The 25,907-nt window shown below is 66.8% G+C and carries 22 protein-coding genes and 1 pseudogene; 14 read left to right on the top strand and 9 right to left on the bottom strand.

Annotated features, from left to right (window positions below; translation table 11 throughout):
- The 4 genes from K2X24_RS07480 to K2X24_RS07495 form a co-directional block, all read left to right on the top strand.
- The coding region (locus K2X24_RS07480) for an efflux RND transporter permease subunit (protein ID WP_292496333.1) at positions 1–387 on the top strand (387 nt) is incomplete at its 5' end.
- Between the two features lie 26 nt (positions 388–413).
- Complete coding sequence (locus K2X24_RS07485) at positions 414–779, top strand: hypothetical protein (protein ID WP_264051096.1); 366 nt, start codon at positions 414–416, stop codon at positions 777–779.
- Positions 780–937: 158 nt separating this feature from the next.
- Positions 938–1,180: a hypothetical protein gene (locus tag K2X24_RS07490; RefSeq protein ID WP_056355088.1), complete on the top strand. Its 243-nt coding sequence runs from the start codon at positions 938–940 to the stop codon at positions 1,178–1,180.
- Positions 1,181–1,277: 97 nt separating this feature from the next.
- Positions 1,278–1,709 (top strand): DUF305 domain-containing protein, encoded by a 432-nt coding sequence (locus K2X24_RS07495; protein WP_056355092.1) that lies wholly within the window; start codon positions 1,278–1,280, stop codon positions 1,707–1,709.
- On the opposite strand, the pseudogene cueR reads toward K2X24_RS07495, so the two are convergent.
- Positions 1,645–2,128 (bottom strand): annotated as a pseudogene (cueR, locus tag K2X24_RS07500) (Cu(I)-responsive transcriptional regulator). The gene K2X24_RS07495 and the pseudogene cueR sit on opposite strands and share 65 nt — an antisense overlap.
- Positions 2,129–2,205: 77 nt before the next feature.
- Here cueR and K2X24_RS07505 point away from each other — a divergent pair.
- Entirely contained in the window at positions 2,206–4,602 is a 2,397-nt protein-coding gene (locus K2X24_RS07505; RefSeq protein ID WP_056355099.1) for a heavy metal translocating P-type ATPase, read from the top strand.
- Between the two features lie 104 nt (positions 4,603–4,706).
- Here the strand turns inward: K2X24_RS07505 and K2X24_RS07510 are convergent, their stop codons facing one another.
- From K2X24_RS07510 to K2X24_RS07525, 4 genes are all read right to left on the bottom strand, one after another.
- On the bottom strand, positions 4,707–5,540 hold the full coding sequence (locus K2X24_RS07510) for a hypothetical protein (RefSeq protein ID WP_056355102.1): 834 nt from the start codon (positions 5,538–5,540) through the stop codon (positions 4,707–4,709).
- Between the two features lie 17 nt (positions 5,541–5,557).
- Positions 5,558–6,103, bottom strand: a complete 546-nt coding sequence (locus tag K2X24_RS07515) for a hypothetical protein (protein WP_056355105.1) — start codon at positions 6,101–6,103, stop codon at positions 5,558–5,560.
- A 211-nt stretch (positions 6,104–6,314) separates the two neighbouring features.
- A complete protein-coding gene (locus K2X24_RS07520) occupies positions 6,315–11,270 on the bottom strand; it encodes an AAA domain-containing protein (RefSeq protein ID WP_264051098.1) in 4,956 nt (1,651 codons plus the stop codon).
- A 132-nt stretch (positions 11,271–11,402) separates the two neighbouring features.
- Complete coding sequence (locus K2X24_RS07525; protein WP_056355111.1) at positions 11,403–11,825, bottom strand: helix-turn-helix domain-containing protein; 423 nt, start codon at positions 11,823–11,825, stop codon at positions 11,403–11,405.
- A gap of 239 nt (positions 11,826–12,064) precedes the next feature.
- On the opposite strand from K2X24_RS07525, the gene K2X24_RS07530 reads away from it, so the two are divergent.
- From K2X24_RS07530 to K2X24_RS07565, 8 genes are all read left to right on the top strand, one after another.
- A complete protein-coding gene (locus tag K2X24_RS07530; RefSeq protein ID WP_056355113.1) occupies positions 12,065–13,042 on the top strand; it encodes a cation diffusion facilitator family transporter in 978 nt (325 codons plus the stop codon).
- Between the two features lie 7 nt (positions 13,043–13,049).
- Positions 13,050–13,736, top strand: coding sequence for a ZIP family metal transporter (locus K2X24_RS07535; protein ID WP_056355116.1), 687 nt, complete (start codon positions 13,050–13,052; stop codon positions 13,734–13,736).
- A gap of 12 nt (positions 13,737–13,748) precedes the next feature.
- Positions 13,749–14,498, top strand: a complete 750-nt coding sequence (locus tag K2X24_RS07540) for a response regulator transcription factor (RefSeq protein ID WP_056355119.1) — start codon at positions 13,749–13,751, stop codon at positions 14,496–14,498.
- Complete coding sequence (locus K2X24_RS07545; RefSeq protein WP_056355122.1) at positions 14,495–15,823, top strand: ATP-binding protein; 1,329 nt, start codon at positions 14,495–14,497, stop codon at positions 15,821–15,823. Before K2X24_RS07540 ends, K2X24_RS07545 begins: the two co-directional genes overlap by 4 nt.
- 99 nt (positions 15,824–15,922) lie before the next feature.
- On the top strand, positions 15,923–16,180 hold the full coding sequence (locus K2X24_RS07550) for a hypothetical protein (RefSeq protein WP_056355125.1): 258 nt from the start codon (positions 15,923–15,925) through the stop codon (positions 16,178–16,180).
- A 742-nt stretch (positions 16,181–16,922) separates the two neighbouring features.
- Positions 16,923–18,641: an HlyD family efflux transporter periplasmic adaptor subunit gene (locus K2X24_RS07555; RefSeq protein ID WP_056355134.1), complete on the top strand. Its 1,719-nt coding sequence runs from the start codon at positions 16,923–16,925 to the stop codon at positions 18,639–18,641.
- 13 nt (positions 18,642–18,654) lie between these two features.
- On the top strand, positions 18,655–21,795 hold the full coding sequence (locus K2X24_RS07560; RefSeq protein ID WP_056355137.1) for an efflux RND transporter permease subunit: 3,141 nt from the start codon (positions 18,655–18,657) through the stop codon (positions 21,793–21,795).
- Positions 21,796–21,831: 36 nt separating this feature from the next.
- Positions 21,832–22,191, top strand: coding sequence for a hypothetical protein (locus K2X24_RS07565; RefSeq protein WP_056355141.1), 360 nt, complete (start codon positions 21,832–21,834; stop codon positions 22,189–22,191).
- 169 nt (positions 22,192–22,360) lie between these two features.
- Here K2X24_RS07565 and K2X24_RS07570 read toward each other — a convergent pair whose 3' ends face one another.
- Positions 22,361–22,579 (bottom strand): hypothetical protein, encoded by a 219-nt coding sequence (locus K2X24_RS07570; protein ID WP_292496356.1) that lies wholly within the window; start codon positions 22,577–22,579, stop codon positions 22,361–22,363.
- A 217-nt stretch (positions 22,580–22,796) separates the two neighbouring features.
- On the opposite strand from K2X24_RS07570, the gene K2X24_RS07575 reads away from it, so the two are divergent.
- Positions 22,797–23,096: a hypothetical protein gene (locus K2X24_RS07575; protein ID WP_143103754.1), complete on the top strand. Its 300-nt coding sequence runs from the start codon at positions 22,797–22,799 to the stop codon at positions 23,094–23,096.
- Between the two features lie 247 nt (positions 23,097–23,343).
- Here K2X24_RS07575 and K2X24_RS07580 read toward each other — a convergent pair whose 3' ends face one another.
- From K2X24_RS07580 to K2X24_RS07590, 3 genes are all read right to left on the bottom strand, one after another.
- Entirely contained in the window at positions 23,344–24,066 is a 723-nt protein-coding gene (locus K2X24_RS07580) for a hypothetical protein (RefSeq protein WP_056355145.1), read from the bottom strand.
- A 600-nt stretch (positions 24,067–24,666) separates the two neighbouring features.
- Complete coding sequence (locus K2X24_RS07585; RefSeq protein WP_143103753.1) at positions 24,667–25,215, bottom strand: hypothetical protein; 549 nt, start codon at positions 25,213–25,215, stop codon at positions 24,667–24,669.
- A gap of 22 nt (positions 25,216–25,237) precedes the next feature.
- Entirely contained in the window at positions 25,238–25,729 is a 492-nt protein-coding gene (locus tag K2X24_RS07590) for a hypothetical protein (RefSeq protein ID WP_292496361.1), read from the bottom strand.
- Positions 25,730–25,907 lie beyond the last annotated feature (178 nt).

Here is a 25,907-nt window from a genome sequence, read left to right on the forward strand (position 1 = left end):
GGCATCAGCGCCCGCAACGGCATCCTGAAGATCAGCCACTACCTGAACCTGTCGCTGCACGAGGGCATGCCGTTCGGGCGCGACCTCGTGGTGCGCGGCAGCCTGGAGCGCCTGACGCCGGTGCTGATGACCGCCCTGTCGGCGGGCGTCGCCCTGGTGCCGCTGCTCTACGACGCCGCGAACCCGGGCAAGGAGATCCTGCACCCGGTCGCGGTGACCATCTTCGGCGGCCTGATCAGCGCGACCCTGCTCGACACGGTCCTGACGCCCGTCCTGTTCCTGCGGTTCGGCAAGGCCCCGCTGGAGCGCTTGCGCGCCGTGCAGTCCGAGACACCCGATGCACCGCGTCCGGACGGCGCCAAGCCGCGTCCGGTCGAGGCGTTCTGAGCCCCCACCCAAAAAGGAGAAACCCGATGATTCCCTGGAGAATGGCCCTGATGGCGGGCGTGCTGCTCGCCCTGCCGGTCCACGCGCACGAGGTGTCCGGCCAGCACGGCGGCCGGGTGACGGATGCCGGCAAGTACCACGTCGAGCTCGTTGCCAAGGGCGAAAGCGTCGACGTGTTCGTCACGGACGGCAGCCAGAAACCGGTTCCGGCGACGGGCTTCAAGGGCACCGCCATCCTCGTCGTCGGCGGCAAGCCGGCTCGGGTGCCCCTCGAACCGGCCGACGCCAACCGCCTCTCGGGCAAGGCGTCCGTGGCGCTCGGTGAGAGCCCGAAGGGCGCCGTCCAGCTCACCGCCCCGGACGGCGCGACGACGAGCGGCAAGTTCAACTGACCAGCGGCCCTCCGGCCCCGGACGCGGGCCGGAGGGGACCGACCGATCCCGTGCAGGGATGCAGGAGGACCGCCGAAGGCTGTCCCTCCTGTTCGAGCCACCGGCCGGAAAACGCTTTGCCGGCCTGTCCAACACGACGAACCAAGGAGACCGAAGCCATGAAGACCATGACCGCCGCCGCCCTGCTGATCGCCCTCTCGGCGGCAACCCCGGCCCTCGCCGACGACCAGGGCAATGCCAACGCCGAGCAGCAGACCCAGCCGACGCCGAACCGTGGTGGCACCTCGGGTGGGCCGGCCCACGACGCGCGCCCCGGCGAGACGGGTTCGACGGGGTCGGGTGAACGCATGGACCACGCCCATCCCGATGGATCGGCCTCCAAGCCGTCCCGGAACCGCTGATCGGCCGCCCGGACCGGGAACCCTCATGCGTCCGTCCAGGGCGCAGGGCTCCCACTGCCCCACCACCAAGTTACGTCACGTAGGAATGGAAACGACCATGAAGACCATCGGCACGATTGCACTGGCCGCGCTGCTCGGCCTCGGAACGGCTGGGCCGAGCCTCGCCCAGTCGACCCATTCCCACGGCGGGCACGAGATGCCCGGCGACCCGAAGGCGTCGCATGACGAAGACATGATGAAGATGATAAACGACATGAAGCCGGACCCGAAGGACCCGGCCTCGACCAAGGACTTCAAGGCCGCCGACATGGCGATGATGCACGACATGCACGTGCCCTACACCGGCAACCCGGACGTGGATTTCCGCACCCACATGATCCCGCACCACAAGGGCGCGGTGGCCATGGCCAAGGTGGCCCTGAAGCACGCCAAGGACCCCGAGACCAAGGCGATGGCCCAGAAGATCATCGACGACCAGGAGAAGGAGATCGGCGAGATGGAAGGCTGGTTGAAGAAGAACGCGAAATAAGCCGTTCACCCGAGGGGCTGGAGGCCGGCACGGATCCGGCCTCCAGTCCCTCGATGATCGGGCAGTGGGGTCGTCCGTCCCCGTCGCAGGCGTCGGCCAGACCACGAAGGACGTCCGCCATTTCCTGAAGGTGGCGGGCCTTCTCTTCGAGTTCCTCGATGTGGGTCAAAGCGAGGGCCTTCCTCGGCGCTGCTGCGTGTGGGATCGCCCCACAATCCCAGAAGGACCCGGATGCGTTCCAACGGGAAGCCGAGGTCCCGAGCCCGGCGGACGAAGCTGAGCCGGTGCACGTCCTCCGGGTCGTAGTCGCGGTAGCCGCTGTCCCGGCGGTCGGCCTGGGGCACCAAGCCGATGCTCTCGTAATGGCGGATCATCTTGGCTGAGACCCCCGATGCGTCCGCCGCCTGCCCGATGTTCATGACGATCCCCATGGTTGACCTTCCCATGATGGGAAGGCGCACACCGATAGGCAACATCGACGAACGGGAACACGATCATGATCCACGGCACCGCAGCGAACGACCATGCAGACCCCCACGGTGCCCATGCCGGGCATGACCACGCGCATGGCCATCAGGTCGAGCCGCCCGCCGGCGCCGGGACGGTCAAGGATCCCGTCTGTGGGATGACGGTCGACCCTCACAGGGCGAAGCATCGGGCCGAGCATGCCGGGCACCCGTACTACTTCTGCTCGACAGGCTGCGGAACGAAGTTCGAGGCCGATCCGGTCCGGTACATCGACCCGGCCCAAGCCGCCGCGAAGTCCGATCCCGTGCCCGAAGGCACGATCTACACCTGCCCGATGCATCCGGAGGTGCGCCAGGTCGGCCCCGGCGCCTGCCCGATCTGCGGCATGGGGTTGGAGCCGGCCATGGTCGGCGCGGACGCTGGCCCGAGCGAGGAGCTCGTCGACATGACGCGCCGGTTCCGGGTCGGGCTCGTCCTGACGCTTCCGGTCTTCGTGCTGGAGATGGGCGGCCATCTTTTCGGCCTGACCGAGCGGCTCGGCCAGCAGGCCTCGAACTGGATACAGTTCGCGCTCGCGACGCCGGTCGTGCTCTGGGCCGGCTGGCCCTTTTTCGTGCGGGCCCTTCACTCCGTGCGCTCGCGCAACCTCAACATGTTCACCCTCGTCGCCCTCGGGACCGGGGTGGCCTGGGCCTACAGCGTCGTCGCCACCGTCGCTCCCGGCTTGTTCCCCGAGGCGCTGCGCGGTCACGGCGGGGCGGTGCCGGCCTACTTCGAGGCGGCGGCCGTCATCACCGTGCTGGTGCTTCTCGGCCAGGTCCTGGAACTGCGGGCGCGCGAGAGCACCAGCGGGGCCCTCAGGGCGCTCCTCGACCTGGCGCCGAAGACCGCCCGGCGCCTTCATCCGGACGGCACCGACGACGAGGTTCGCCTGGAGGACATCCGCGTCGGCGACCGCCTGCGGGTGCGCCCGGGCGAGAAGGTGCCGGTCGACGGAACCGTGAGCGAAGGTCGAAGCTCGGTCGACGAGAGCCTCGTGACCGGGGAATCGATGCCGGTCACGAAGGAGGCCGGCGCCACGGTCATCGGCGGCAGCCTCAACCAGTCCGGCTCGCTCGTCATCGAGGCGACCAAGGTTGGTCGGGACACCATGCTGGCCCGCATCGTCCAGATGGTGGCCGAGGCGCAGCGCAGCCGGGCCCCCATCCAGCGCCTCGCGGACCGGGTGGCGGGCTGGTTCGTGCCCGCCGTCATCGGCGTGGCGCTGCTGGCCTTCGTCGCCTGGATGGCGTTCGGCCCCGAGCCGCGCTTCACCTTCGCCCTCCTGGCCGCCGTGGCCGTTCTCATCATCGCCTGCCCCTGCGCGCTCGGGCTCGCCACCCCGATGTCCATCATGGTCGGCGTCGGCAGGGGCGCCGGGGCCGGGGTGCTCGTGAAGAACGCCGAGGCGCTGGAGCGGATGGAGCGGGTCACGACCCTCGTGGTCGACAAAACCGGTACCTTGACGGAGGGCAAGCCCACGGTCACCCGGATCGTGCCCGCGGCGGGCTTCGACGAGGCGGAGGTCCTGCGGCTTTCGGCAAGCGTGGAGCGCGCGAGCGAACACCCCTTGGCGGTCGCGGTCGTGGCGGCCGCCGAGAAGCGGGGGCTGGCCTTCGCCCCGGTCACCGGCTTCGACAGCCCGACGGGCAAGGGCGCGCTCGGCACCGTCGAGGGACGGCGTGTGGCGCTCGGCAACGCGAGCTTCCTGCGCGAGCAGGGCGTGGACGTCTCCGCCTACGCGGTCCAGGCCGATGACCTGAGGCGGGACGGGGCGACGGCCATCTTCGTCGGCGTCGACGGACGCGTGGGCGGCGTCCTCGCCATCGCCGACCCGGTCAAGGCGACGACGGCAGAGGCACTGGCCGCGCTCCGGGTCGAAGGCATCCGTGTCGTCATGCTCACGGGCGACAACCGGACCACCGCCGAGGCGGTGGCGCGTCGGCTCGGCATCGAGGAGGTCGAGGCGGAGGTGCTGCCCGACCAGAAGGCCGCCGTGGTCGAGAGGCACAAGTCGGCGGGGCAGGTGGTCGCCATGGCGGGCGACGGCGTCAACGACGCCCCGGCGCTCGCCGCGGCCGACGTCGGCATCGCCATGGGAACGGGGACCGACGTGGCCATCGAAAGCGCTGGGCTGACGCTGCTCAAGGGCGACCTCATGGGCATCGTGCGGGCACGGCGCCTGTCGCGGGCGGTGATGGGCAACATCCGCCAGAACCTGTTCTTCGCCTTCATCTACAATGCCGCGGGCGTGCCGGTGGCGGCCGGGGTGCTCTATCCGTTTCTTGGCATCCTGTTGTCCCCGGTCATCGCGGCCGCGGCGATGGCGCTCTCCTCGGTCAGCGTCATCGGGAACGCCCTGCGGCTGCGGGCGGTGCGGCTTTAGAAGACGCCGTGGCGGTACATCCTTCCGGAAGCGGTGCGTCATCGTGGAGGGGCGTGAAGGGGCAAGCTTCGCGGACGGCATCCAGCACAGGCCCCGGTCCAGAGCTAGGCGCCGAGGACCTCGCCGGTCTGATCGATCAGGCGGGTGGCCTCGTCCGCCAAACGGCCTTCCTCCTGCTCACGGGCTTCCTCGATGGCACGCCTGACCGACTGGGCCGTGACCGCCCGAGCGATGGCGATGCCCATGACGAGGACGAGTGCGACGAGCGTGAAGAGGGCGCCGAGCTGGGCGAGGTCGGTGATCATCGGCCAGGGCCCGTCCACGACGGCATCGAGGGCTACAAGCCGGACCATGAAAAGGGCGGCGAACAGCACAGTCAGGGCAGTGAGCCCCGCGAGCCAGGCGACGCAGGAAACGTCGCCTGCGCGTACGAACACCGCGATGCGGGTTCCCCGCCAGACGTTCCGCAGACCGTTCCCTAGGGCCTGCAGCTGCTTGTGGCAGGGCCGAAAGGTCCAGGGCGCAATGGAGTGGATGCTAATCAGCGTGTAGAGGGCGATGAGTGAGGGACGGGATTTTTCGTTCTTCTCAATGGCGGCTTGCGCCCGCTTCAACTGCTCGGAGGATTCCTCCCGGTTCTGGTACATCTCCCCGAATGCCTGCTGTGCCAGTCGTTGCGCGGCCTCGCTAAAGCGTTCCTGTGGTAGGGAGAGATACCCCACGGTGCAGGTGAGGGTGATGCCCCCGAGGGTGATGATGGTGCCGAAAATGACCTCAAGCGCCTTGCGGTTCTCATCGGCCGCAAGGCGCCTCAGGTCTGGGGTGTCGAACTTCGGGTGGAAGTGCTCCACCATAGCGGAGACCCCGGTCACCCCGAGCACGTGATAGACAGCAAGCCCGACCAGGACGCCGAGGGCGAGCAATCCGAACGCACGCATGGGGCGGGACCGTTCGCCTAGCGGGTCGCGGAGGCGCCGAGTTCCTGGGCGGTGACCGGTACCGCGGCATCCCAGAGCGACTTGAACTTGCGGGTTGCGGAACGCGCGACGACGGGGTCGCCGAAGACGACCGTGGCCTTTCGGGACTGGGTGTCGGTCTCGATCCGAACGTCGCGTTCGTCGGCGATGCCGAAATGCACCGTGGCCGGATGTTCGAGACGACGGACCCTCAGCTTTGGGTCGTCGCCGACCATGTATGCGCCGAGTTCGGACAGCGCGGAACGATGGGCAGCATCCGGCATGTGGTCCAGCAGGACCGACATCTGGGCGCCGGGACCGTCGAGGAACTCGCGGGTCTTCGAGGCATCGAAGATATCCGACGAGAAGTACCCGCACAGGAACGCGAGATGTCGCTCCGCGCTGGTAACGAGCACGTCGGTCACGGCGCGCGCATGCTCGGGCCCGCGATTGCTCACGACCCGGCGACTGCCGGTTGCCCGACTGGCACGAAGGGCGTTTTCCGCCATTGTGCGATACTCGGTCATGTCGACGGGACTGGCCATCAAAGGGGTTCGGCCTCACGCTGGAATGGATGCGGTTACCAGCGGGTGAATGGTACACCTCCGCCGGCCGTCTGCAACGGTGATATGGGGTGCCAACGGCTCCACCGCATCAACATGTGCCTTTAAGCGCACGTTCCAGCAGGCCGCAAGGATTTCCGGACACGAGGTAGTTCGCAAAGCCGCTCAACCAACCGAGCGACGACACGCTCGATCAAAGGGCTGCACGCGGCCGCTCAGTTCTTAATACCAGTACGCGACGGATGCGCCCGCCCGCGTCGAACTCGATCTCGTCCTCCTCCGATACCCCGAGAAGCTTCGACCCCAGGGGTGAGCTGATGGGAAGCTGTCCGTTCACCTCGTCGTGGGATCCATGCCCAAGCGTGAAGGTCGCCGTCCTATTGTCATCGAGGTAGCGCACCACGACCCGGTCGCCGGCACGTATCCCTTCTTTCGAAGGTACGCTTTTCGGGGTTCCGGCGCGCTCCAGCGGGTCGCATTCGGCGCGTGGTTCGAGGAGGTCCTGTGAAGCACCGGCCTCCGGCCGTCCTTCCGCTCGCTCCCGCGACGTCGGAGCCGTCCGGTGCGCGGTATAGGATGGCTGGCTCTCTGCAGCTCCTCCTGGCTCGATGCCGGACCGTTCGAGCGTCTCGAACAGGTCCAGCATGCATCCATCCGGGTCGAGGGTGAAGCTCGACGACCAGCAACGCCAGAAGCGCCAACCGACCCGTTCCAGAATGCGCTGGCGGCGCATGTCGTCCGCCCAGCGCTCCGGCCCATGGTACCTGTCGCCGTCGCATTCGACCGCGAGACGACGCCCGTTCACGCCCTCCACGACGAGATCGATCCGGTACCCGAGCGCGCCCACCTGCGGGGTCACGCGGTATCCGCGCTCGACGAGACGCCGAAGAACGTCGCGCTCGAAATCGGAATCGCAGTGTGCCTCCAGGTCTCCCGAGCGGGCCTCGGCGCCGGCCATGGGCTCGCGGAAGTGCCGGATCACGCGCGCCTTGAGGTCGTCGGGCTTGAGCTCGTCCTCCCGGACGGAGCGCACCAGGACCAGCCTGTCCCGGGCCCGGGACAGTGCCACGTTGAAGCGTTGCTCGAACTGGGTGGCGGTCTGGGCCTGCTTGCTGTCCGGATCGGCGATCATCGACAGGAAGACCACGTCGCGCTCGTTACCCTGGAAGGTGGCGCTGTCTCCGCAGGCGATGCGGTGTCGCCTCACGAGTTCCTCGCCGAGTTCGTCCAGGAGCATGCGGTTGATGAGGGCGGCCTGCTTCGCCCCGATCAGGGACACGACGCCGATGGTTCGCCAGCGGTCCAGGGCCTCCACGCGCGCAAGGCTCGGGTCGTCGACGAGCTTGCGGATCTCGTCGACGATCACCTCGGCCTCGCGGGGGTTCTGCTTGTCGCCCTTGCGGCGTCCGTCCGGCACGTAGATGTCGACGAGGGGAGGGTCGAGCCGCTCGTGCGCGGTGGGCACGCGAAGGGGGACCAGGGGTTCGGGATAGAACTGCATCGAGAACCGGATAATGGGTTCGACGCAGCGGAAGTGCTCCCGCAGCATGACCAGCTTGTCCGGGAACATCACCTTGGCGAGGTCGTAGAGCGAGGCTCCCGGCAGGAGGAGGGTTCGGAAGGGCTGGCCCTTGAGGAAGCCGTGTTCGAGCCGGTCGATCTTCGCGTTCTCGATGAACGCCGCGCTCGGGCTCACCTGCTTGTCGTCGCCGACCACGAGGATCTTCCTGCCGCGGAGCAGGGCCGGAAGCTCGCGGATGTCCGACTGCGAGGCCTCGTCCATGATCACGAGGTCGAAGGAACCGACCTCGCCGGGCAGCTGCTCGGCGACGCGCCAAGCCGGCATGATCCAGCATGGAATGGCGGCGTAGCATTGCGCCATGGCCAGGCGGGCGTCACGTCGGTGGCGCACGGCGCCCTTGCCGGTGCCCTTGCCCGTCTTGCGCAGGGCCGTGGCGAACATCATCAAGGCCGCACGCACCGTACCGGTCATCGAGCGACCGAGCTCGTAGAAGGTGCGCTCGCGGACGAGCCCTTCAAAGGTTTTCCGCACCTCGGCATCCAGCCGGACGCGTTCGTCCGCAAGCGACCTCAGCCTGTCCCGGTCATCGATCCGCCCCAGGTAGGCGGCCATCGCGCCCCATTCCCAGGCCTCGCGCCACTCCTTCGGCAGCAGCGGGTCGGCCAGGTCCTTGGCCGGTTCCCGTCGAAGGCGCGAAGCCCAGATCGGCGCGCCGCACGCGTGGACGGCTTCGGTGACCTCTCGAACGACATCGAAGTGGGCTCGGCTCTGCCCCAGGTCCTCGATCTGGCGACGCAGGGCCGACCAAAGATGCGAGACCTGCTCCCCTTCCACCCCCTGACGCCCGACTGCCTCCGACAGGAAGTTGCGGGCGAGCTGACCGATCTTTCCTGCCGTCTCCGGGAAAAAGGTCTGAAGCCGGCCGATCTCGCTCCGGGAGGCCGAGAGTTGCGCCGCGGCCGCGGCATTTCGAAAGGCTGCCTCGACGAGATCGAGCCGACGGCGATCCAGCCAAAGGTCGCGGACGGACCCGCCACCCGGAACAAGGGCGGCGAACGTAGCGCTGAGAACCTTCGTCGCGCGTTCCGCCTCAAACAGAACGGCATCGAGCGTGGCAACGAGCTGGTCGAGCTCGCGAGCCGTGGCGACGGAGGGAGCGCCGATCTCCTCCGCCAACGCCCGCCAGCGGATCGCGAGCGATGCGACCGCATCCCGCCAAGCCAGATGGTCACGAACATGTGCCCATTCCCCGGGTCCGGCCGGAGGGTGCCCCTGCACCCGGATGGCGTCGACGGTGGGACGCAGCGACCTCTCGCGGAATGCGAAGAAGCCGAACACCGGTTCGTCGGCAGCGAGGCGGCGGACGATGCCGGCGACCTCTTGGGATGCGGGGCCAAAGCCCTCGGGAAGCTCAACGGGAAGGCCGAGGTACCGCTCCCGCTCGCGAGCGACAGGTCGGGCATCCTCGGCGAAGCGCCTGACAAGGTCGACGAGGCGGTTCTCGCCGGTCGCGAACAGCATATCCTCAGCCAACGGCTGCAGCCAGGGAGCGCCATCGGAGAGGTGCTTGGCGCGGCGCAGGGCCCCCAGCTCGAAAGCTGCCTCAAGCGCTCGGGCCACGTCCTGCAGGGACGCGATCCGCACTCGGATCGAGGGTTCGCTCGCCGCAGCCTCGGCAAGGTGGACGGACCGGACCAGATCGTCGTGGAGCCTCGCGAGGACATCGCCGTCCGGCAGGTCGTGGACGGAGGGAAGGACGCAGTCGATGTGTTCGAGGCGGGTTCCCAAGGCGAGGCGGGCCGTGCGCAGGGCGGCGACGTCTTCGTCCCGCGGTGTCGCCTCGGAGGAGGCGTCGCCCGGACGGTCCTCGAACCAGCCATGCCGCGTGGCCGAGTGCGCAACCCGCCGCGCGAGCTCGGCGGGACGCTCGTCACCGAAGGCGGGGGAGAGTTGGCGGAGTGCGAACCGCTCGATCTCGGCGTCGACAGCTTCCAGCCGGCCCCGGAGCCCCACGACCGACGCTTCCAGGTCACGGATCAGCCGTGCCTGCTCCGACGGCTTGATGCTCTCGACCACCGACTGCAGGAGGCGAACCGCAGTTTCTAGTTGCCGAAAGCCCTCGCGCTCGGTCGCGGTAATGCTGATCGCCAGGTCGCGGACCCCGTCGGGTAGTTGGTCCCGTAGAACGGCCAGGGCCGGCTCCCCATGGGAGACGACCAGGATGCGCCGACCGGTCGCCATGTAGTGGCAGATGATGTTCGAGATGGTGTGGGTCTTGCCCGTTCCGGGCGGGCCCTGAACCACGATTCCGTCGGTGGCTTCGAGCCGCCGCACGATTTCCATCTGCTCGTCGTTGAACGGCTTGGGGAAGAAGAGGTCGCCTGCCTCGGATGCGCCTTCCGGCTCGGGCGCGCGCTCGGCCGTCCCGCCTACCCGGTCGCTCAAGGGTCTCCAGAAGTCCCGCGACGGCTCGTCGGCCGGCCCCATGACCAGCGTCCGCGCCGGACCCGGCAGACCGTGCTCCTGCGCAGCACGTTCGACGGAGCGCTTCAGGTTCTCGATGTCCGCGAGCAGGAAGCTGTCCGACCTGCGGCGGGCGAAAAGCACCCAGCGGTCGGACACCGACAGGTTCTCCCCTGCAGCCGGAACGGGTTCGCCGGGTGCGAGCGTCAGACGGTCGGGCAGGTATCCACCCTCGACGTCCAGCCTGGCCTGGCAGGACCGGAGGATCGGCTCGAAGCTGTCGCGCCGGTAGGGCGAGATGCCTTCGTCCGGATCGAGGATGGCGATGGCGCGCCGGGCCGCGTCGTGGGCCAGCGTCACGCCCTCGACGCCCAGCTCCTCGTAGGCCCGGAGGTTCACGGCGGCCGCGGCGGCACGGGGACGAACCCGGATCTCGGCGCCGCCGGCATCGTCGACCTCGATCTCGACCAGGCGTTCCACCAGAGGCAGGTCGATCTCCTGCGCGTCCTTTCGCCAGCGCGCGAGGCCGATGCCCCAGACGAGCTCGAACGGGCGCTCCCCGCCGCCGAGTTCGGACAGCTGCGCCACCTCGAACAGGCGTTGGTACAAGGCAAGGGAGCGACGGACGGGCCCCTCCGCCAGCGACCAGGGTAACCACCGCTCGGTGATCCAGGCCTCCGCGGCCGTCCTCAGGTCATCCCTGTCTTCGAGCCGGAGCCGCACGTCCCAGAGGCGGACGTCCTTGTCGGGTTGGGCGAGTGCCTCGGCGCAATCCTCGGCTCGTGCCAACCCATCGGAGACGAGGGCATCCTTCTCGCCGGCCGGGACCGTCCGGATCAGGAACGGGCGAAGCTGCGGCCGTCTCTCCGGATCGGGAGCCAGTTCAAGCCATTCCGCGGCCGTCTCGGGCGGTGCCGGCGGCCCGCTCCGCCGCAGCCGCTCGACCGCCAGCCAGATCGGACCCTCCTCGTCGACGAGGTCGTGCCTGACGCCCGGCAAGGCGTGGAGCTCATGCTGATGGAGGGTGAAAGCCTGGCCGGTCGGGAGACGATGCTCGCCGAGTCGCATGGTCGCCCGTTCGTCGAGCCTGACAACCTGCTCGACGTAGCCCAGCAGGCCGTGAAGCCGTTCGCCGGCGGGATCTAGCGTCACTTGCTTGGTCATTGCCCGGGAGCGCTACTCCGGCCGCGTGTCCTGGGCGAAGCTTCCGAGCGGGACAGTCCGACACGCCTCCGGGCGGCGTCAAGCGTCCCCGGCTTGTTCAAGGCAGATGCCCACCCCAATCCGTTTGCGTGCTCAGTGAGCCTCGTGAAGGCATTCCTCGTGGTCGGCGAGGACCTCGATGACCCGGCATTGGGCGATGCTGCCTCTCGCGCATTGGTCGACCATGGCCTGCACCTCGGTGCGGAGGGCGGTCAGGCGGGATAGGCGGTTATCGATGTCGGCGAGGTGCCGCCGGGCGATGACATCGGCATCGCCGCAGGGGCGGTCCGGCTGGTCCGCCAGATCGAGGAGCGTCCGTATGGCGTCCACCTCGAAGCCCAACTCCCTCGCATGACGGATGAACCTGAGACGTCGCACAGTCGCATCGTCGTAGGTCCGGCGGTTGGTGCCCGTGCGTTCCGCGACCGGAAGCAACCCGATGCCCTCATAATAGCGGATGGTCGGGATCTTCACGCCGGCCAGTTCGGAAAGGGCGCCAATCGGCAGGGGTTTCATATTTTCCGCTTGCTCCTCCAGCCACTAGAGGATTTACGGCATCGCCGGTCGATAAGGAAGACGTTCCGTGGTTGCCGAACCTTTCCAATTTCGTCCCGCCGAGCGGACGCAGGCCTTGGACGGGTGACCTCATGACCTGACTTGGCGGACGCACGAGCCGACCTCTCCCGCGACGTGGGCCGGAGGTTTTTTTCCCGACGGCCGACATACAACCGAACCCCCGTACCGGATCCGACCACATGGCAAGCGAGCACGACCACGACGGACATGACCACGGCGACGGGCACCAGGGCGGGCATTCCCATGCGGGACACCGGCATGGCCCCGGCCATGCGCACGCCCCGGCAAGCTTCGGACGAGCCTTCGCCATCGGCATCGCCCTCAACGTCGGCTTCGTCGCCATCGAGGCGACCTATGGCGTCCTTGCCAACTCCGTGGCCCTACTCGCCGATGCGGGACACAACCTGTCCGACGTGCTCGGCCTTCTGGTCGCCTGGGCCGCCACGGTCCTGGCCAAGCGTGCGCCGACCTCCCGCTACACTTACGGGATGAAGGGCTCGTCGATCCTGGCGGCGTTGTTCAACGGCGTCTTCCTGCTCGTCGCGGCCGGGGCCATCGCCTGGGAGGCGGTCCAGCGCTTCGGGCAGCCCGTGCCGGTCGCCGGAACGACTGTGATGGTCGTTGCGACCATCGGCATCGCCGTGAACGGCATCACCGCCTGGCTATTCGCCTCCGGTGCAAAGGGAGACATCAACATCAAGGGCGCCTTCCTTCACATGGCCGCGGACGCCGCCGTCTCCGCCGGCGTGGTCATCGCCGGCTTGGTGATCCTTTATACGGGGTGGACATGGATCGACCCGGTGGTGAGCCTGTGCATCGTGGCCGTCATCGTCTGGAGCACCTGGGGGCTCCTGAAAGACAGCCTCGTCATGTCCCTCGCCGCGGTGCCGCCGGGCATCGACCCCGAAGCGGTGCGCCGCCATCTCCTGTCCCTGCCCGGCGTCGTCGCCCTGCACGACCTTCATATCTGGCCGATGAGCACCACAGAGACCGCGCTGACCTCCCACCTCGTCATCCCCGCGGGACATCCCGGCGACGGGTTCCTGATGCAGGCCGCCAGTGAAATGAAGGACGAATTCGGGATCGGGCACACCACGCTCCAGGTCGAGACCAGCACGGACACCGCCTGCGCGCTCGCCTCCGACGCGGTCGTCTAGGCCGGCCATGCAGGCATGGACCTACACCCTGATCCCGGCTGCGGCGGCCATCGTCGGCGCCGCCGTCGCGGTCAACTTCCGGCCCGGCCCCGTCCTGGTCAGCGCCATCCAGCACTTCGCGGCGGGCGTCGTCTTCGCGGCCGCCGCCGGCGAGATCCTGCCGGACCTCAAGCACGCCGGCGCGCCATGGGCGACCCTGGCCGGCGGGGCCCTGGGCGTCGCCGCCATGCTGCTCGTCAAGAGCCTGGGCAGACGCGCGAAGGGGCCCGTCGGGTTGATGTCCGTCATGGCCATCGACATCCTGGTGGACGGCCTCGTCCTCGGCATCGCCTTCGCGGCGGGAGCCAAGGCGGGCCTCCTCCTTACGGTGGCGTTGACCATCGAGGTGCTCTTCCTCGGCCTGACTGTCGCCAACGAGCTCGGCGCCTCCGGCTCCTCGAAGGGCAAGGTGGTCGGCTTGACCGCGGGCATGGTGGTCCTGCTTCCGCTGGGGGCCTTGCTCGGTGGCCCCGTCGCCACCCTGTCGGCCACTGTCCAGGCCGGCTTCCTCGCCTTCGGGCTGATCGCACTGCTCTACCTTGTCACCGAGGAACTCCTGGTCGAGGCACATGAGGTCGAGGATCGCCCCTGGGTCACGGCGATGTTCTTCGCGGGCTTCCTGCTCCTGCTCCTGCTCGACCAGACCATGGGCTGACCTGAGGAATCGATGGTTCTCCAACCCGGCGAAAGCCCGCTTGGCGGTGATACCGGCCACATCGTGCTCGTCGAGGACGATGACGGCCTGCGCATGCTCGTGACCCGCCTTCTCCGGGAGGCCGGCTATCGCGTCACCGGCTGCAGGAGCGCCATTGAGTTCTGGCGCGTCCTTCCAGCCGGTGGCATCGACCTTGTCCTGCTCGACGTGATGCTTCCGGGCGCCTCCGGCCTCGACCTGCTCCGGGCGTTGCGGGCCAAAAACACGGTTCCGGTGATCATGGTCAGCGCCCGAAACGAGGAGGCCGACCGGGTGCTCGGACTGGAACTCGGCGCCGACGACTACGTGGCCAAACCCTTCGGCCGCCCGGAACTGTTGGCCCGTGTCCGGGCCGTGCTTCGCCGCGCGGCAATCGCGGCGACATCGCCCTCGGCCCCGACATCGGAGACCCTCGCCTTCGCTGGCTGGAGGCTCGACCTGCGCAGCCGATCGCTCCTGGATCCCGAGGGGGCGGCCGTCGACCTGTCCGGCGCGGAGTACGACCTCCTCTTGGTCTTCCTGGAGCACCCGGGACGTGTGCTGGGCCGCGAGATGATCCTCGAACTCTCCCGCGCCCGGCTCGGATCGCCCTCGGACCGCAGCGTCGATACCCTTGTCAGCCGCCTGCGACGCAAGCTCGAACCGCCCGAGGGGCTGCCCGCGGTCATCAAGACCATCCGCGGTGCCGGCTACATGCTCGCCTCCAAGGTAGAGCGCGCGTGAGCCGCCTCGCTCTGCTGGCCCGTAGCCTCGAAGCCCGAACGGTCGCCGTCCTGCTCCTGGCCATACTCACCGTCCACGGCGGGGCCTTGCTGCTCTACCGCCAGTCCGCGGCGGCCGCGGCGGACGATGCGTTCGCGCGCCAGGTCGCCAACCAACTCACCCTGGCGCGCGAGGCGGTGCTGAGGCGTCCTTCGTCCGAACGTGACGCCGAAGCGAAGGCTCTCTCGTCCCCACATTTCGAGCTGGGCTGGTCCAAAACCTCGCCGCTGCGCCAGGACCAAGCCGGAGACCCGGCGATGTGGTCGCTGAGATCCCGGATGGTCGCATCGGAGCCGAGCCTCGGACCCGGGCTCGCCCTGGCCATGGGCGGCGGCGGCGAGGCCATCCACGAGGAGGATCTCGCTGGTGCGCTGGCGCTCGTTGACGGAAGCTTCCTGACCTTCCACTCGGCCCATGCACCGAGCCTCGCCAGGCTTGGATCGTGGGCCTATCTCGCGACGGCGATGGCCATCCTCGTCGGCGTCGCCGCCGTCGTCCTGATCCACCGGATCGCAGGACCACTGCGCGACCTAACCCGCGCCACGGGGGAGATCGGACATGGCAAAGTCGTCCCCGTCCGGGAGGCCGGCCCCGACGAGACCCGCGAGATCGCCCGGGCCCTCAACGCGATGCAGGAGCGCATCCATCGCTTGGTGACGGAACGGACCCAGGCCCTGGCGGCCGTCTCCCATGACCTTCGCACGCCGATCGCTCGGCTTCGCCTGCGCCTCGACGGACTGCCTGAGGGACAGGAATTCCGGGGGATGGGCTCGGACCTCGACGAGATGCAGGCCATGGTCGATTCGACCTTGGCGTACCTCCGGGGCGACGCAGATCCCGAGCCGCGCCAGGTCACCAACGTCGCGAGCATCCTGATGAGCATCGCCGACGCGTCCTCGGATGCCGGACGCGACGTTTCCTATACCGGGCCTGGTCGCGCCCTCGCGACCGTGCGCCCAGTCGCCTTGCGGCGCGCACTCGACAACGTCGTCGACAACGCGGTGCGTTACGGTACCCGTGCCTGCGTCTCGCTCGCGGTGGACGTGGGGGAACTCCTGCTGACCGTCGAGGACGACGGTCCTGGCATCGCGCCCGACGAGGTTGCGAAAGCCTTCGAGCCGTTCACACGGCTTGAGGCGTCCAGGAACCGCAATACCGGCGGCACGGGGCTCGGCCTCACCATCGCCCGCCGGATCGTCGAGGCGGAGGGAGGTCGCATCGTTCTGGGTAACCGGGCGGAGGGCGGGCTACGGGTGCAGATCTCCCTACCGCGCAGCAATCGCTGACACACTTCGTCACGAACCAGGCGACCGGCAGACAAACGGGGTCGCTATCTCAAGTCTCGAAGCGGCCCGTTCGGCCGTCGGACCCCGGAGACAAGCACCATGAAGCGTACCGTCGTCGCCATTCTCACCGCTGGCCTGCTGGCAGGCCTCTCGGCTCCCGCCTTTGCCGCCGAGGACGGACATGGGAATGCGTCCAATCCCGAACGCGCCGTTCCGAACACCGGCGGCGTCTCAGGAGGGCCCGCCCATCGGGACGATCCGCGCGTGAGCGAGGCCCGCGAGATCGGCAAGGACGGCAAGCCGGTCCACTCCGACAAGGACGGGCACGCCCACGGTCATTCCCACGACAAGAAATAACAACGGCGGCAAGCCAGAGCGACCGTGAGGACGCGCCAATGCGAATGTTACCCCTCCTGGTCGTGTTCGCGTTGTTGGCCACCGGTATCGGCTGTGCCCTTGCGGCGAACGGCCGATCCGTTCCCGCCCACAACCTTCGCGGTGCGATAGTGCCCCCTCTCGTACCGTGAAGCGCCCGTCCCGATGGAACCGTCGGGGCGGGCACCGCCAACCTTCGGATGCCGGCCGGATCCCGAGGAGGCGATGACACGCTGCGCCCGAACCCAAGATGTGGTATCGACTTCAAGCCATGGCCTTCACCTCGCTTCCTTCGCGGCTGCTCACCATGATCCTCCGGATCATGGTTCTCGTCGCCTTGGCGCCGGTCGTGGGCCTCGGGCACTCCGGGCACGACCACTCAACCGAGCGAAGCGCTCCCGCGGAATACGCCGCGGTTCCGGACCACGCTGCGACCGAGATGCCGGCCGGTAAGGCGCACGACGACCAAGCCGCCGCTACGGATGCATGTTCGGGCTGCGGCTCCTGCCAAGCCTTCGTGACGCAAGCCTCCGACACTGCGCGCGGCGTCTGGGGAAAAGCCGGGTGCGTGGCGTCGGGACCGGATCTGGCCCTTCCGAGCGTGGTCCCGGAGACGCTACCCGAGCCTCCTCGATCCTTCGCATGAGACGCGCGCGCCGACGCGCCTGACGCCGCCTCCCACTCGGATGCGGCGAATGTCCCATACGAGAAGGCTTGCATCGCGATGAAGACCCGGCTTCCGGCTGCCCTTGCGGCGGCGGTCCTTACGTTCGGTTTGTGGTCGGTGGCGCCCCGGGCGCACGAAGGCCACGACCATGGCGACGAGGCCAAGTCCGCCCCCGCCGCCAACGCCCCAAGAGGCACGTCGTCGACGGATACGCTCGAATTGGTCGCCGTCGCCCGCAACGGCACCGTGTCGGTGTTCGTCGACCGGGTTGGCACCAATGAACCGGTGACGGACGCGGCCGTGACCGCGGAAACGCCAGAGGGGACCACGGAGGTCGCGGTGGCGCCCGACGGCAGCTACCGTCTCGACGCCCATTGGAGCGAGAAGCCGGGCGAGTACGACGTCCTGTTCACCGTCAAGACGGGCGGAACCTCCGACGTTTTCCCAGTCACACTGAACGTTCCCGACCTGCCCGCGCCCGAGGCCAGCGGAGGGGCCTCGGCATGGGCGACCGGGCTGGCCGTCGCCCATGACTTCCGGCAGCACCTCGGACAGGCCGACCCGCTCCCGATGATCATCGGCGGCGTCGGCTTCCTGCTGGGAGTGGCGGTGACGCTGCTGATCCGAGGTCGGCGGCTCGTTCCCGCCCTCGGAATCCTGGTCCTCGCCGCCGCGCTGCTGTTCGGGCCGCCCGCCTTCGCCCATGAAGGGCACGACCACGGCGGCGAGGGCTCACAGAAGGGAGCGGGCACGCCGATGGCGACAATGGGCGCCCAGGATTTGGCCCAGCGCATGCCGGATGGCTCGGTGTTCGTGCCTAAGCCGACCCAACGCATTCTGACCGTCCGGACCATCGTCACGGCGTCCGACGTGCTGGCCCGCACCACGGAGTTGCCGGGCCGGATCATCGCCGACCCCAACGGAAGCGGAGTGGTCCAGTCCTCCGTCGGCGGGCGCCTCTCGCCGCCGCCGTCCAACGCATTTCCGCGTCTTGGGACGCGGGTGAAGAAGGGTGAGGTGCTAGCGACCGTAACCCCGCCCGTCCAGGCGGTGGACGTCTCCGACATGCGACAGCGCCAGGGGGAGCTGGACCAGCAGATCACCATCATGGAACGCCGCGTCGAACGCTTCCGGAAGCTGGCGCCGGGCGGCTCGGTCTCGCAGGTCCAGCTGGACGACGCGCAGGCCGAGCTGAAGGGTCTGATGGACCGTCGTGCCGCCCTGGATGGCGTCCGCCAGCAGCCCGAGGCCCTGGTCGCGCCCGTCTCCGGCGTCGTCGCCGAGGCCAACGCGGTGGCCGGGCAGATGGCGAACCCGGGTGCGATGGTCTTCCACATCGTCGACCCCGCCCGGCTCTGGATCGAGGCGCTGAGCTTCGACGCACTCGCGAGCACCCAGGACGCCACGGCCCGCCTCGCCGACGGCCGGATGCTGACGCTGAAGTACATGGGTGCGGGCCTCGCCGACCGAAGCCAGGCGGTTCCGATGCACTTCGCCGTGCAGAACGCACCGGCCGAACTGCGCACGGGTCAGTTCGTCACGGTGCTGGCGGCGACCGACACCCAGCAGAAGGGCTTGGCCCTGCCGCGCGTCAGCGTGGTCCGCGGCTCGAACGGGCAGAACATCGTCTACGAGCACACGCAGCCCGAGCGCTTCGAACCGCGCGAGGTGCAGGTCGAGCCCCTCGATGCCGCCCGCGTGCTGGTCGTGTCGGGGGTTGGCCCAGGCAAGCGCATCGTGACCCAGGGCGCCGAACTCCTCAACCAGGTCCGCTGAGGGAACCGGCGCCATGTTCACCTTCCTCGTCACGCAATCCCTGCGGAACCGCCTCGTCGTCCTCGCCATCGCCGCCGTGCTTGTCGTCTACGGAGCGTTCACCGCGGTCCGGCTACCTGTCGACGTCTTCCCGGACCTAAACCGGCCCACCGTCACCATCATGACCGAGGCGGAAGGCCTCGCCCCGCAGGAAGTCGAGCAGCTCGTCACCTTCCCGCTGGAGACGCAGATGAACGGGCTGCCGGGCGTGGCCCGTGTCCGCTCCGTCTCCGGGGTCGGCTTGTCGGTCATCTACGTCGAGTTCGATTGGAACACGGAGATCTACCGCAACCGCCAGCAGGTCTCCGAACGCCTCGCGATGGCCCGCTCGCAGCTGCCCCCCACGGTCAGCCCGATGATGGGCCCGATCTCCTCAATCATGGGGCAGATCGTGATGGTGGCGGTGACTGGCGACACCGTGTCGGCCATGCAACTGCGCGAGATCGCGGACTTCACGATCCGGCCGCGCATCCTCTCCATCCCCGGCGTCGCCCAGGTCATCCCCATGGGCGGCGAGGTGCGCCAGTTCCGGGTGGCGCCCCAGCCGACGGCCCTGCGTGCACTTGGGGTCACCCATGGCCAGCTGGAGACGGCGTTGGCGCAGTTCGGCGTCAACACCGGCGGCGGCTTCACGGACCAGTACGCCCGGGAGTACCTCATCCGGAACCTCAGCCGGACGATGAACCTCGACGATTTACGCAACATGGTCGTGGCGACGGTCGAGAAGAAGCCGGTCTTCCTCCGCCAGGTCGCCGAGGTGTCGTTCGCGGCCAAGGTCAAGCGCGGCGACGCCGGTTACATGGGCGCGCCCGCCGTCGTGGTCTCGGTCGAGAAGCAGCCGGGCGTCGACACCGTGCAGCTCACCGCCGCGGTGGAGAGCGCGCTCAAGGACATCACCGCCTCCCTGCCGAAGGGCGTACGGGCCGACCGGCTGATCTTCCGGCAGGCGAACTTCATCGAGACCTCGATCCGCAACGTGGAGACGGTCCTGATGGAGGCTATCGTCGTGGTGGCGGTGGTGCTGTTCGCCTTCCTGCTCAACGTCCGGACCACCGCCATATCGCTCACCGCGATCCCCGTCTCGATCCTTGCCACCGCCGTAATCTTCCACTTCGCCGGGCTGTCAATCAACACGATGACCCTGGGCGGCCTCGCCATCGCCATCGGCGAGCTCGTCGACGATGCCGTGGTCGACGTCGAGAACATCTTCCGGCGGCTTCGGGAGAACCGGGCCGAGGGCAACCCGCGCTCGGTCTTCGACGTGGTGGTCGCGGCCTCCCAGGAGGTGCGCTCGGGCATCGTCTACGCGACCATGGTCATCGTTCTGGTGTTCGTGCCGCTGTTCGCCCTGTCGGGCATCGAGGGGCGCCTCTTCGCGCCGCTCGGCCAAGCCTACATCATCTCGATCCTGGCGAGCCTCGTCGTCTCGATCACCCTGACCCCCGTGATGGCCTACTATCTCCTCCCGGGCCTCAAGCGCCTCGACGAGCACGAGAGCGGCCTGATCCGGGTGCTCAAGCGGGGCGTGGCCGCGATGCTGCGCCCGGCCCTACGCCACGGTCGCCCGATCATGTTTCTGGCCGCCCTGGCAGTGGCCTGCGCCGGCCTGGCGGCGACGTTCCTCCCGCGGGCGTTCCTGCCCCCGTTCAACGAGGGCTCGTTCACGGTCAACATGACCTTCAATCCGGGCATCTCGCTCAGCGAAAGCAACCGGGTCGGGCTGGCGGCGGAGCGGATGCTGCTGGACATCCCCGACGTGCTCTCCATCGGACGCCGCACCGGCCGGGCCGAGCTCGACGAGCATGCCGAGGGCGTCCATTCCTCGGACCTGGAGATCGACCTGAAGGCGGGTGCTCGTTCGAAGGCTGAGCTCGTCGCCGATATCCGGAGCCGGCTGGCGGTGCTGCCTGTCAACGTCAACGTGGGCCAGCCGATCTCGCACCGCCTCGACCACATGCTCTCGGGCGTTCGGGCCGAGATCGCCCTCAAGGTCTTCGGGGAGGACCTCGACACCCTGCGCACCATTGCCGAGGACCTGCGCCGGCGCATGGCCGGCATCCCCGGGATCGCCGACCTGCAGGTCGAGAAGCAGGTGCTGATCCCGCAGCTGGAGATCCGGGTCGACTACGCCCGGGCCGCCCTTTACGGGGTGCAGCCCGCGGCCTTGGTGGAGCAGCTGAGCCGCCTCTCGAACGGCCAGGTCGTCTCTCGGGTCGTCGACGGCTATCGTCGCTTCGACGTCGTCATGCGACTGTCCGATGCGCAGCGAACCACCCAGCGCCTTGGCGACCTTCTCATCGAGACACCGTCCGGCTGGGTTCCGGCGCGGCAGATCGCCGACATCCGGGAGACGGACGGACCGAACCAAATCCTGCGCGAGAACGCGCGGCGCCGGATCGTTGTGCAGGCCAACACCGCGGCGGGCGCCGACATGGGCAAGGTCGTGGCCGGCATCAGGGAGCAACTCGCTGCCGCCAACCTGCCAAACGGCTACGTCGCGAGCCTGGAAGGCTCGTTCCAGGCCCAGGCCGAGGCCGGCCGCACCATCGGGTTGCTCTCGCTGCTGTCGCTGGCGCTGGTGTTCACGCTCCTGTTCAGCCGCTACCGCTCGGTGGTCCTCACCCTGATCATCCTGGGCAGCATCCCGCTCGCCCTGATCGGCTCCGTGGCGGCGCTCTGGATCGCCGGGCAGCCCCTTTCGGTCGCCTCGATGATCGGGTTCATCACCCTGACCGGCATCGCGACGCGCAACGGCATCCTAAAGATCAGCCACTGGCTCAACCTCGCCATCCAGGAAGGGCTGCCCTTCGGACCCGAACTTGTCATCCGCGGCAGCCTTGAGCGGCTGACACCGGTCCTGATGACCGCACTTTCAGCCGGGGTCGCGCTCGCACCGCTGCTGATCGGCGCGGACGCGCCGGGCAAGGAGATCCTGCACCCGGTCGCGGTGACGATCTTCGGCGGCCTGATCAGCGCCACCCTGCTCGATACGGTCCTTACGCCGATCCTGTTCCTGACCTTCGGCCACAAGCCCCTGGAGCGCCTGCGCGCCGAGGCCATCGCAGCTCCTCCCTCCGAAGGCATCCGCCGCACCACCCCGGTGGAAGCTTTCTGAGCCCGAACCCTCAACCCGAAGGAAAGGATTTTTCCGATGCGTACGATTCCCGCCATAGTCCTCGCCGCGTTCCTGGCCGTCTCCCATCCCGCGCAGGCCGCCGGGCCGAACGGGGGCTTGACCACCGTCGCGGACGGTCATCCCATTGAGCTGGTCAGCACCGATAAGGACCTGACGTTCTTCGTCATCGGCGAGGACGGCAAGCCCGTGGACACCGCGGGCATGACGGCCAAGGCCTTCGTGCAGGTGGGCGGCAAGACCGAGACGGTGGCGCTGAAAGGCGCCGCGCCGAACAAGCTCTCGGGAACGCTGCCGGCTCCGCTCGCCGCCGGTGCGAAGGTGGTCCTGTCCACAAAGATGCACGGTCACAACATCCAGGCACGGTTCGAGAAATAGCCGGGGGTCGGACCTTGATGCGGTCCGGCCGAGCCCAGGCTGTCGGCCTCCTCTAGGGGGCCGTAACCGGCGGGACCAAACCGCCATGTCACAAAGGATACCGACAATGATCAATTCGACCGGGATCAAGGCGGCCCTCGGGGCCGTCGCACTTGCCGCCAGCCTCATCCTAGGCGCGGGTTCTGCTATCGCCCAGCATCACGACGGCGGCCACGGTGGCAGCCGCGGAGGGTATGGCCATGGCGGCGGCTACCGTGAGGGCCATGGCGGCGGGCATGGCTACGGCCACGGCGGTGGTTACCGGAGAAGCCACGGCGGCGGGCATGGCTACGGCCACGGTGGGGGGCACCGTCGTGGTCACGGCGGCTACGGGCACGGTGGTGGCCATGGCGGTCACCGCGGTGGCCATTACTAAGGCCCGTACTCTCGGTCGTCCGGCGGAGCCTGCTTAGGCGCAGGATCTGCCGGAGGACATAGCGAGCCTCGATAAAACTTCGCGGTCTTGGCCTCGCCGGGAAGGCGCGCTCTGCTCCGCCCCCGGGAAGGCTGGTCGGCCGATGCGGATATCAGTCGTTCCAACCGTAGCAAGCGAAGTGCCCTCGGCCGTGACCATGGTGCTCGCAATCATGGCTGTGGCGGATCGAGTGATGGTCGAGGTGATTGTCCTCGTGCGCGATGTGGTCGCATTCGGCGTCGGACCGAACACATCCGAGGTACCTTCGATGAACGTGATGGTGATGATGCTGGATCAGAGTCAATCCCGGCATCATTTGCTTCTGATTTCCTGCTCCGTGCGTTCAGAAATCAGTCCTTCCAAACTCGCTGGAAAGGGCGGGACCCATGAAGCCAATTGCGATGAGACACCCAAGGACAGAATAACGAAGCTTCATTGCGTAACCTCGTGATGGCAGCGCCAGAATGAGACTATGGTTTAGATGCCACAAGGGGTTTTTCTTGTAAATTGCTTCGAGCTATGCTGGCTCGTAGGGACCGAACCCAAAAGGTCGAACCGGGTAACGGACCGTGGGAACAGCCCCCCCGGAGCGATGGGGAGTTACCATATATCACCTTCTGTGCTGCCACATATCCATCGCCTACTAACAACCTTTGAGGTGCCCAGCGCGTCCACTACCGGGGACAAATCCTGCACACTTACGGGGCTAAGCTCACAAGGATGGCTTCATCGTTGTCGAGGGGCACTGCCTCTAAGACAGGATTGCCAAGGCTCAAAAGGGTATCTCGCAGCAGAACCATCCACATGATGTGCCCCTCGATAACGGGCATGCGCTCGTGCCCCGAGGCGATGATGTCGAACGACTCCTGGATCGTCCGGTCCCTCAGGGATTCCGGGATGCAGCCCGAGCGCATCCACATGGGCGGGATGCGATCGGGGCAGCCGGGGTGCTTACAAATCGCCCGCAGGATACCCTGGATTACAGGCCGGGCAGCTTCAGCGTGCTGTTCAAGCACGAGCCGGCGCCGCGCGCCCTTTGCCGGGATCGGCAGCATCAGGCGGCCATTGTTGTGCTCCTCGTAGATCCTGTCTGTCGTGGGGATCCAGAAGCGCCGATCTTTTCCCCTGCCGGCCGTGCCGAGACATCCGTACAAAAGAGCACCGCGCGCATGACAGGCTGCCTGGAGAGCCTTGCTGGCGTCTCGGACGCTGTAGCCCACGCTCCGCAAGGCCCGCCAGGACATCCACCCGTCTATAAATTCGGGGATGTCCATCTGCCCCTGCCGGCGTCCTTGGCCTCCGAAGATCTCGCGCACGTCGAGTTCGATTAGAAACGGCGACGTCAGGCGGGGCTCGATCTTCGTCCACCCGTACTCGAAGATCTCGATTGCCTCGTCACTGTTGATGCGCCTGCGTGCCATAGCAGCCTCGGGCCTTGGGTTGGGACAGAGCGACGGTGGGGACGACGCTTGCGAGCGTCGGAATGCCGTACGCTGTCCAGATGGCTAAGCCGCGCAGAATGCTCGACATCGAGCGCGCATCGAGAACATAGCGGCGGGGCGATCGAGCCCGTCCTGCAGGGCATGGACACAAGGTCGTCCTCAACAGCGTGGAGGTTCTTAACGAAGCCAGACGGTGGGGTCCTAAGCAGAGCCATGCTTTCGAGGATTCAAGTGGCTTCAGGCGAACAGGCGTCCTCAAGCAGTCCGCGGCTTTGTGAGGCGTTCGATTGGTGAGACAAGCAAAGCAGGCTCGGCAGTCGTAGTAAATTCTTGATCGCTTTGCCCGAGAGGACGCCCGGAACTAGGAGAAGGCGAACTTACGGCCGTATGGTCAACTTACAGTTGAGGAAGGAGAGCCATTGCGAGAGGCCAACTGGATGACGAATGAGCATGTCAGGCACCGAACCATTTTGACGAACTCTATTTGAACCGAGTGGTGCGTGGGCATGCCCCTGGGCCCGGCGTGGGTCTCGTTCGAGGGCGACATCTCGCATAGAATACAAAAGTACGGCTTAAGATCTAGAACATGAGCGATTGCAGGGCCTCAGCATCGTCGTCACGCACTGGTTCGACGCGAAAACCGACGCCCACAACCATTTCTCGAAGAGCCTTAAATAGAGACGGCTTTTTCTCAAAAAAGCAGCCTTTATTTCCAGCTAGGATTGAAACTTGTTGAGCACAAGCCCAGTCACCACCTCGCCACTTTAACGTTGGCAAATAAACACCGCCGACCGTCAAAACTAAGCCAACGCTCTCTCCCTCGGGCGTCACTCCGGGAATTCGACAATCCCATGCCATTTCGATTTTTTTCAATATGAATCGCTTTGAATCGATCGAAAATCTAGAATTGATAAAGAGCGGATGGCGCTCGACTCGCTCGACCCCGTGCTGCCAATACGACAATCTACCGCCTAGCCTGGGTTCAACGTTGTAGATCAGATGGCCAGACTCAATGCAGACTTTTGGGAGTGGGATACCAGTGATTTGATCAGGGTCTTCCAGGTCTGTCTGCTCAACTCTGTATTTTCTATAATTAATAGGTCGAAGTGCAGGCGCGCGTTTAATCATGAATATCGCATCATTCAGTGCACTACGGAACGAACATGCTGCGGATTCGCGGCAATGTACGCTCGTCCATAAGGAGTTGCTGCCTGCCGCATGTTTTCGACAGCTTGTTTCCCACCATCATTCTGCTGTTCCCTCCTGTGATGTCGGATGCGGCCGAGTCCCCGAAAGCGATATCTAAGAAGCGCGCATCCATGTATGAAGCAACGAAGAAAGCAGTTAATCTTAGTGTTCTCTGCAGTACCACCGGCTTCTCATTTTTGGAGCTGCCATCCGTCTCCACAACCTTCAAATCAAACCCCGATCCATCAAGGACAGGAGCTCCTGTAATGACATACAGAGCGCCTTGATGTGGTGCATCATCAGAAGGAACGATCGCAAAAACAGCATCGTTGTGTCTAATCTTACTATTGATAAACTTAACTTGCTGAGCAGGACCCAAAGCAGACAAAGCTACCTCGTTCTCACGAGCCTTTTCTATCATGTCTAAGGTGAAATCTTCGATCTTATTGGCCATTGGGTCCGTGGGAGGCTGAGTCAAAGCTGATGCTAAAAAAGTTTTTAGCACAAATGCCGGCTCGCGATAGGGGCCAAAAAAATATATCCACAGGCTTGCGTGTCTGCCTGTCCATGCCAGTCGCATGCGATTAAGACCTTGGAGAAGCTACAACACTCACCCAAAGCATCCTAAATAG

Origin of the sequence: Methylobacterium sp. (genome assembly GCF_019750675.1) — a bacterium.
Taxonomy (GTDB): domain Bacteria; phylum Pseudomonadota; class Alphaproteobacteria; order Rhizobiales; family Beijerinckiaceae; genus Methylobacterium.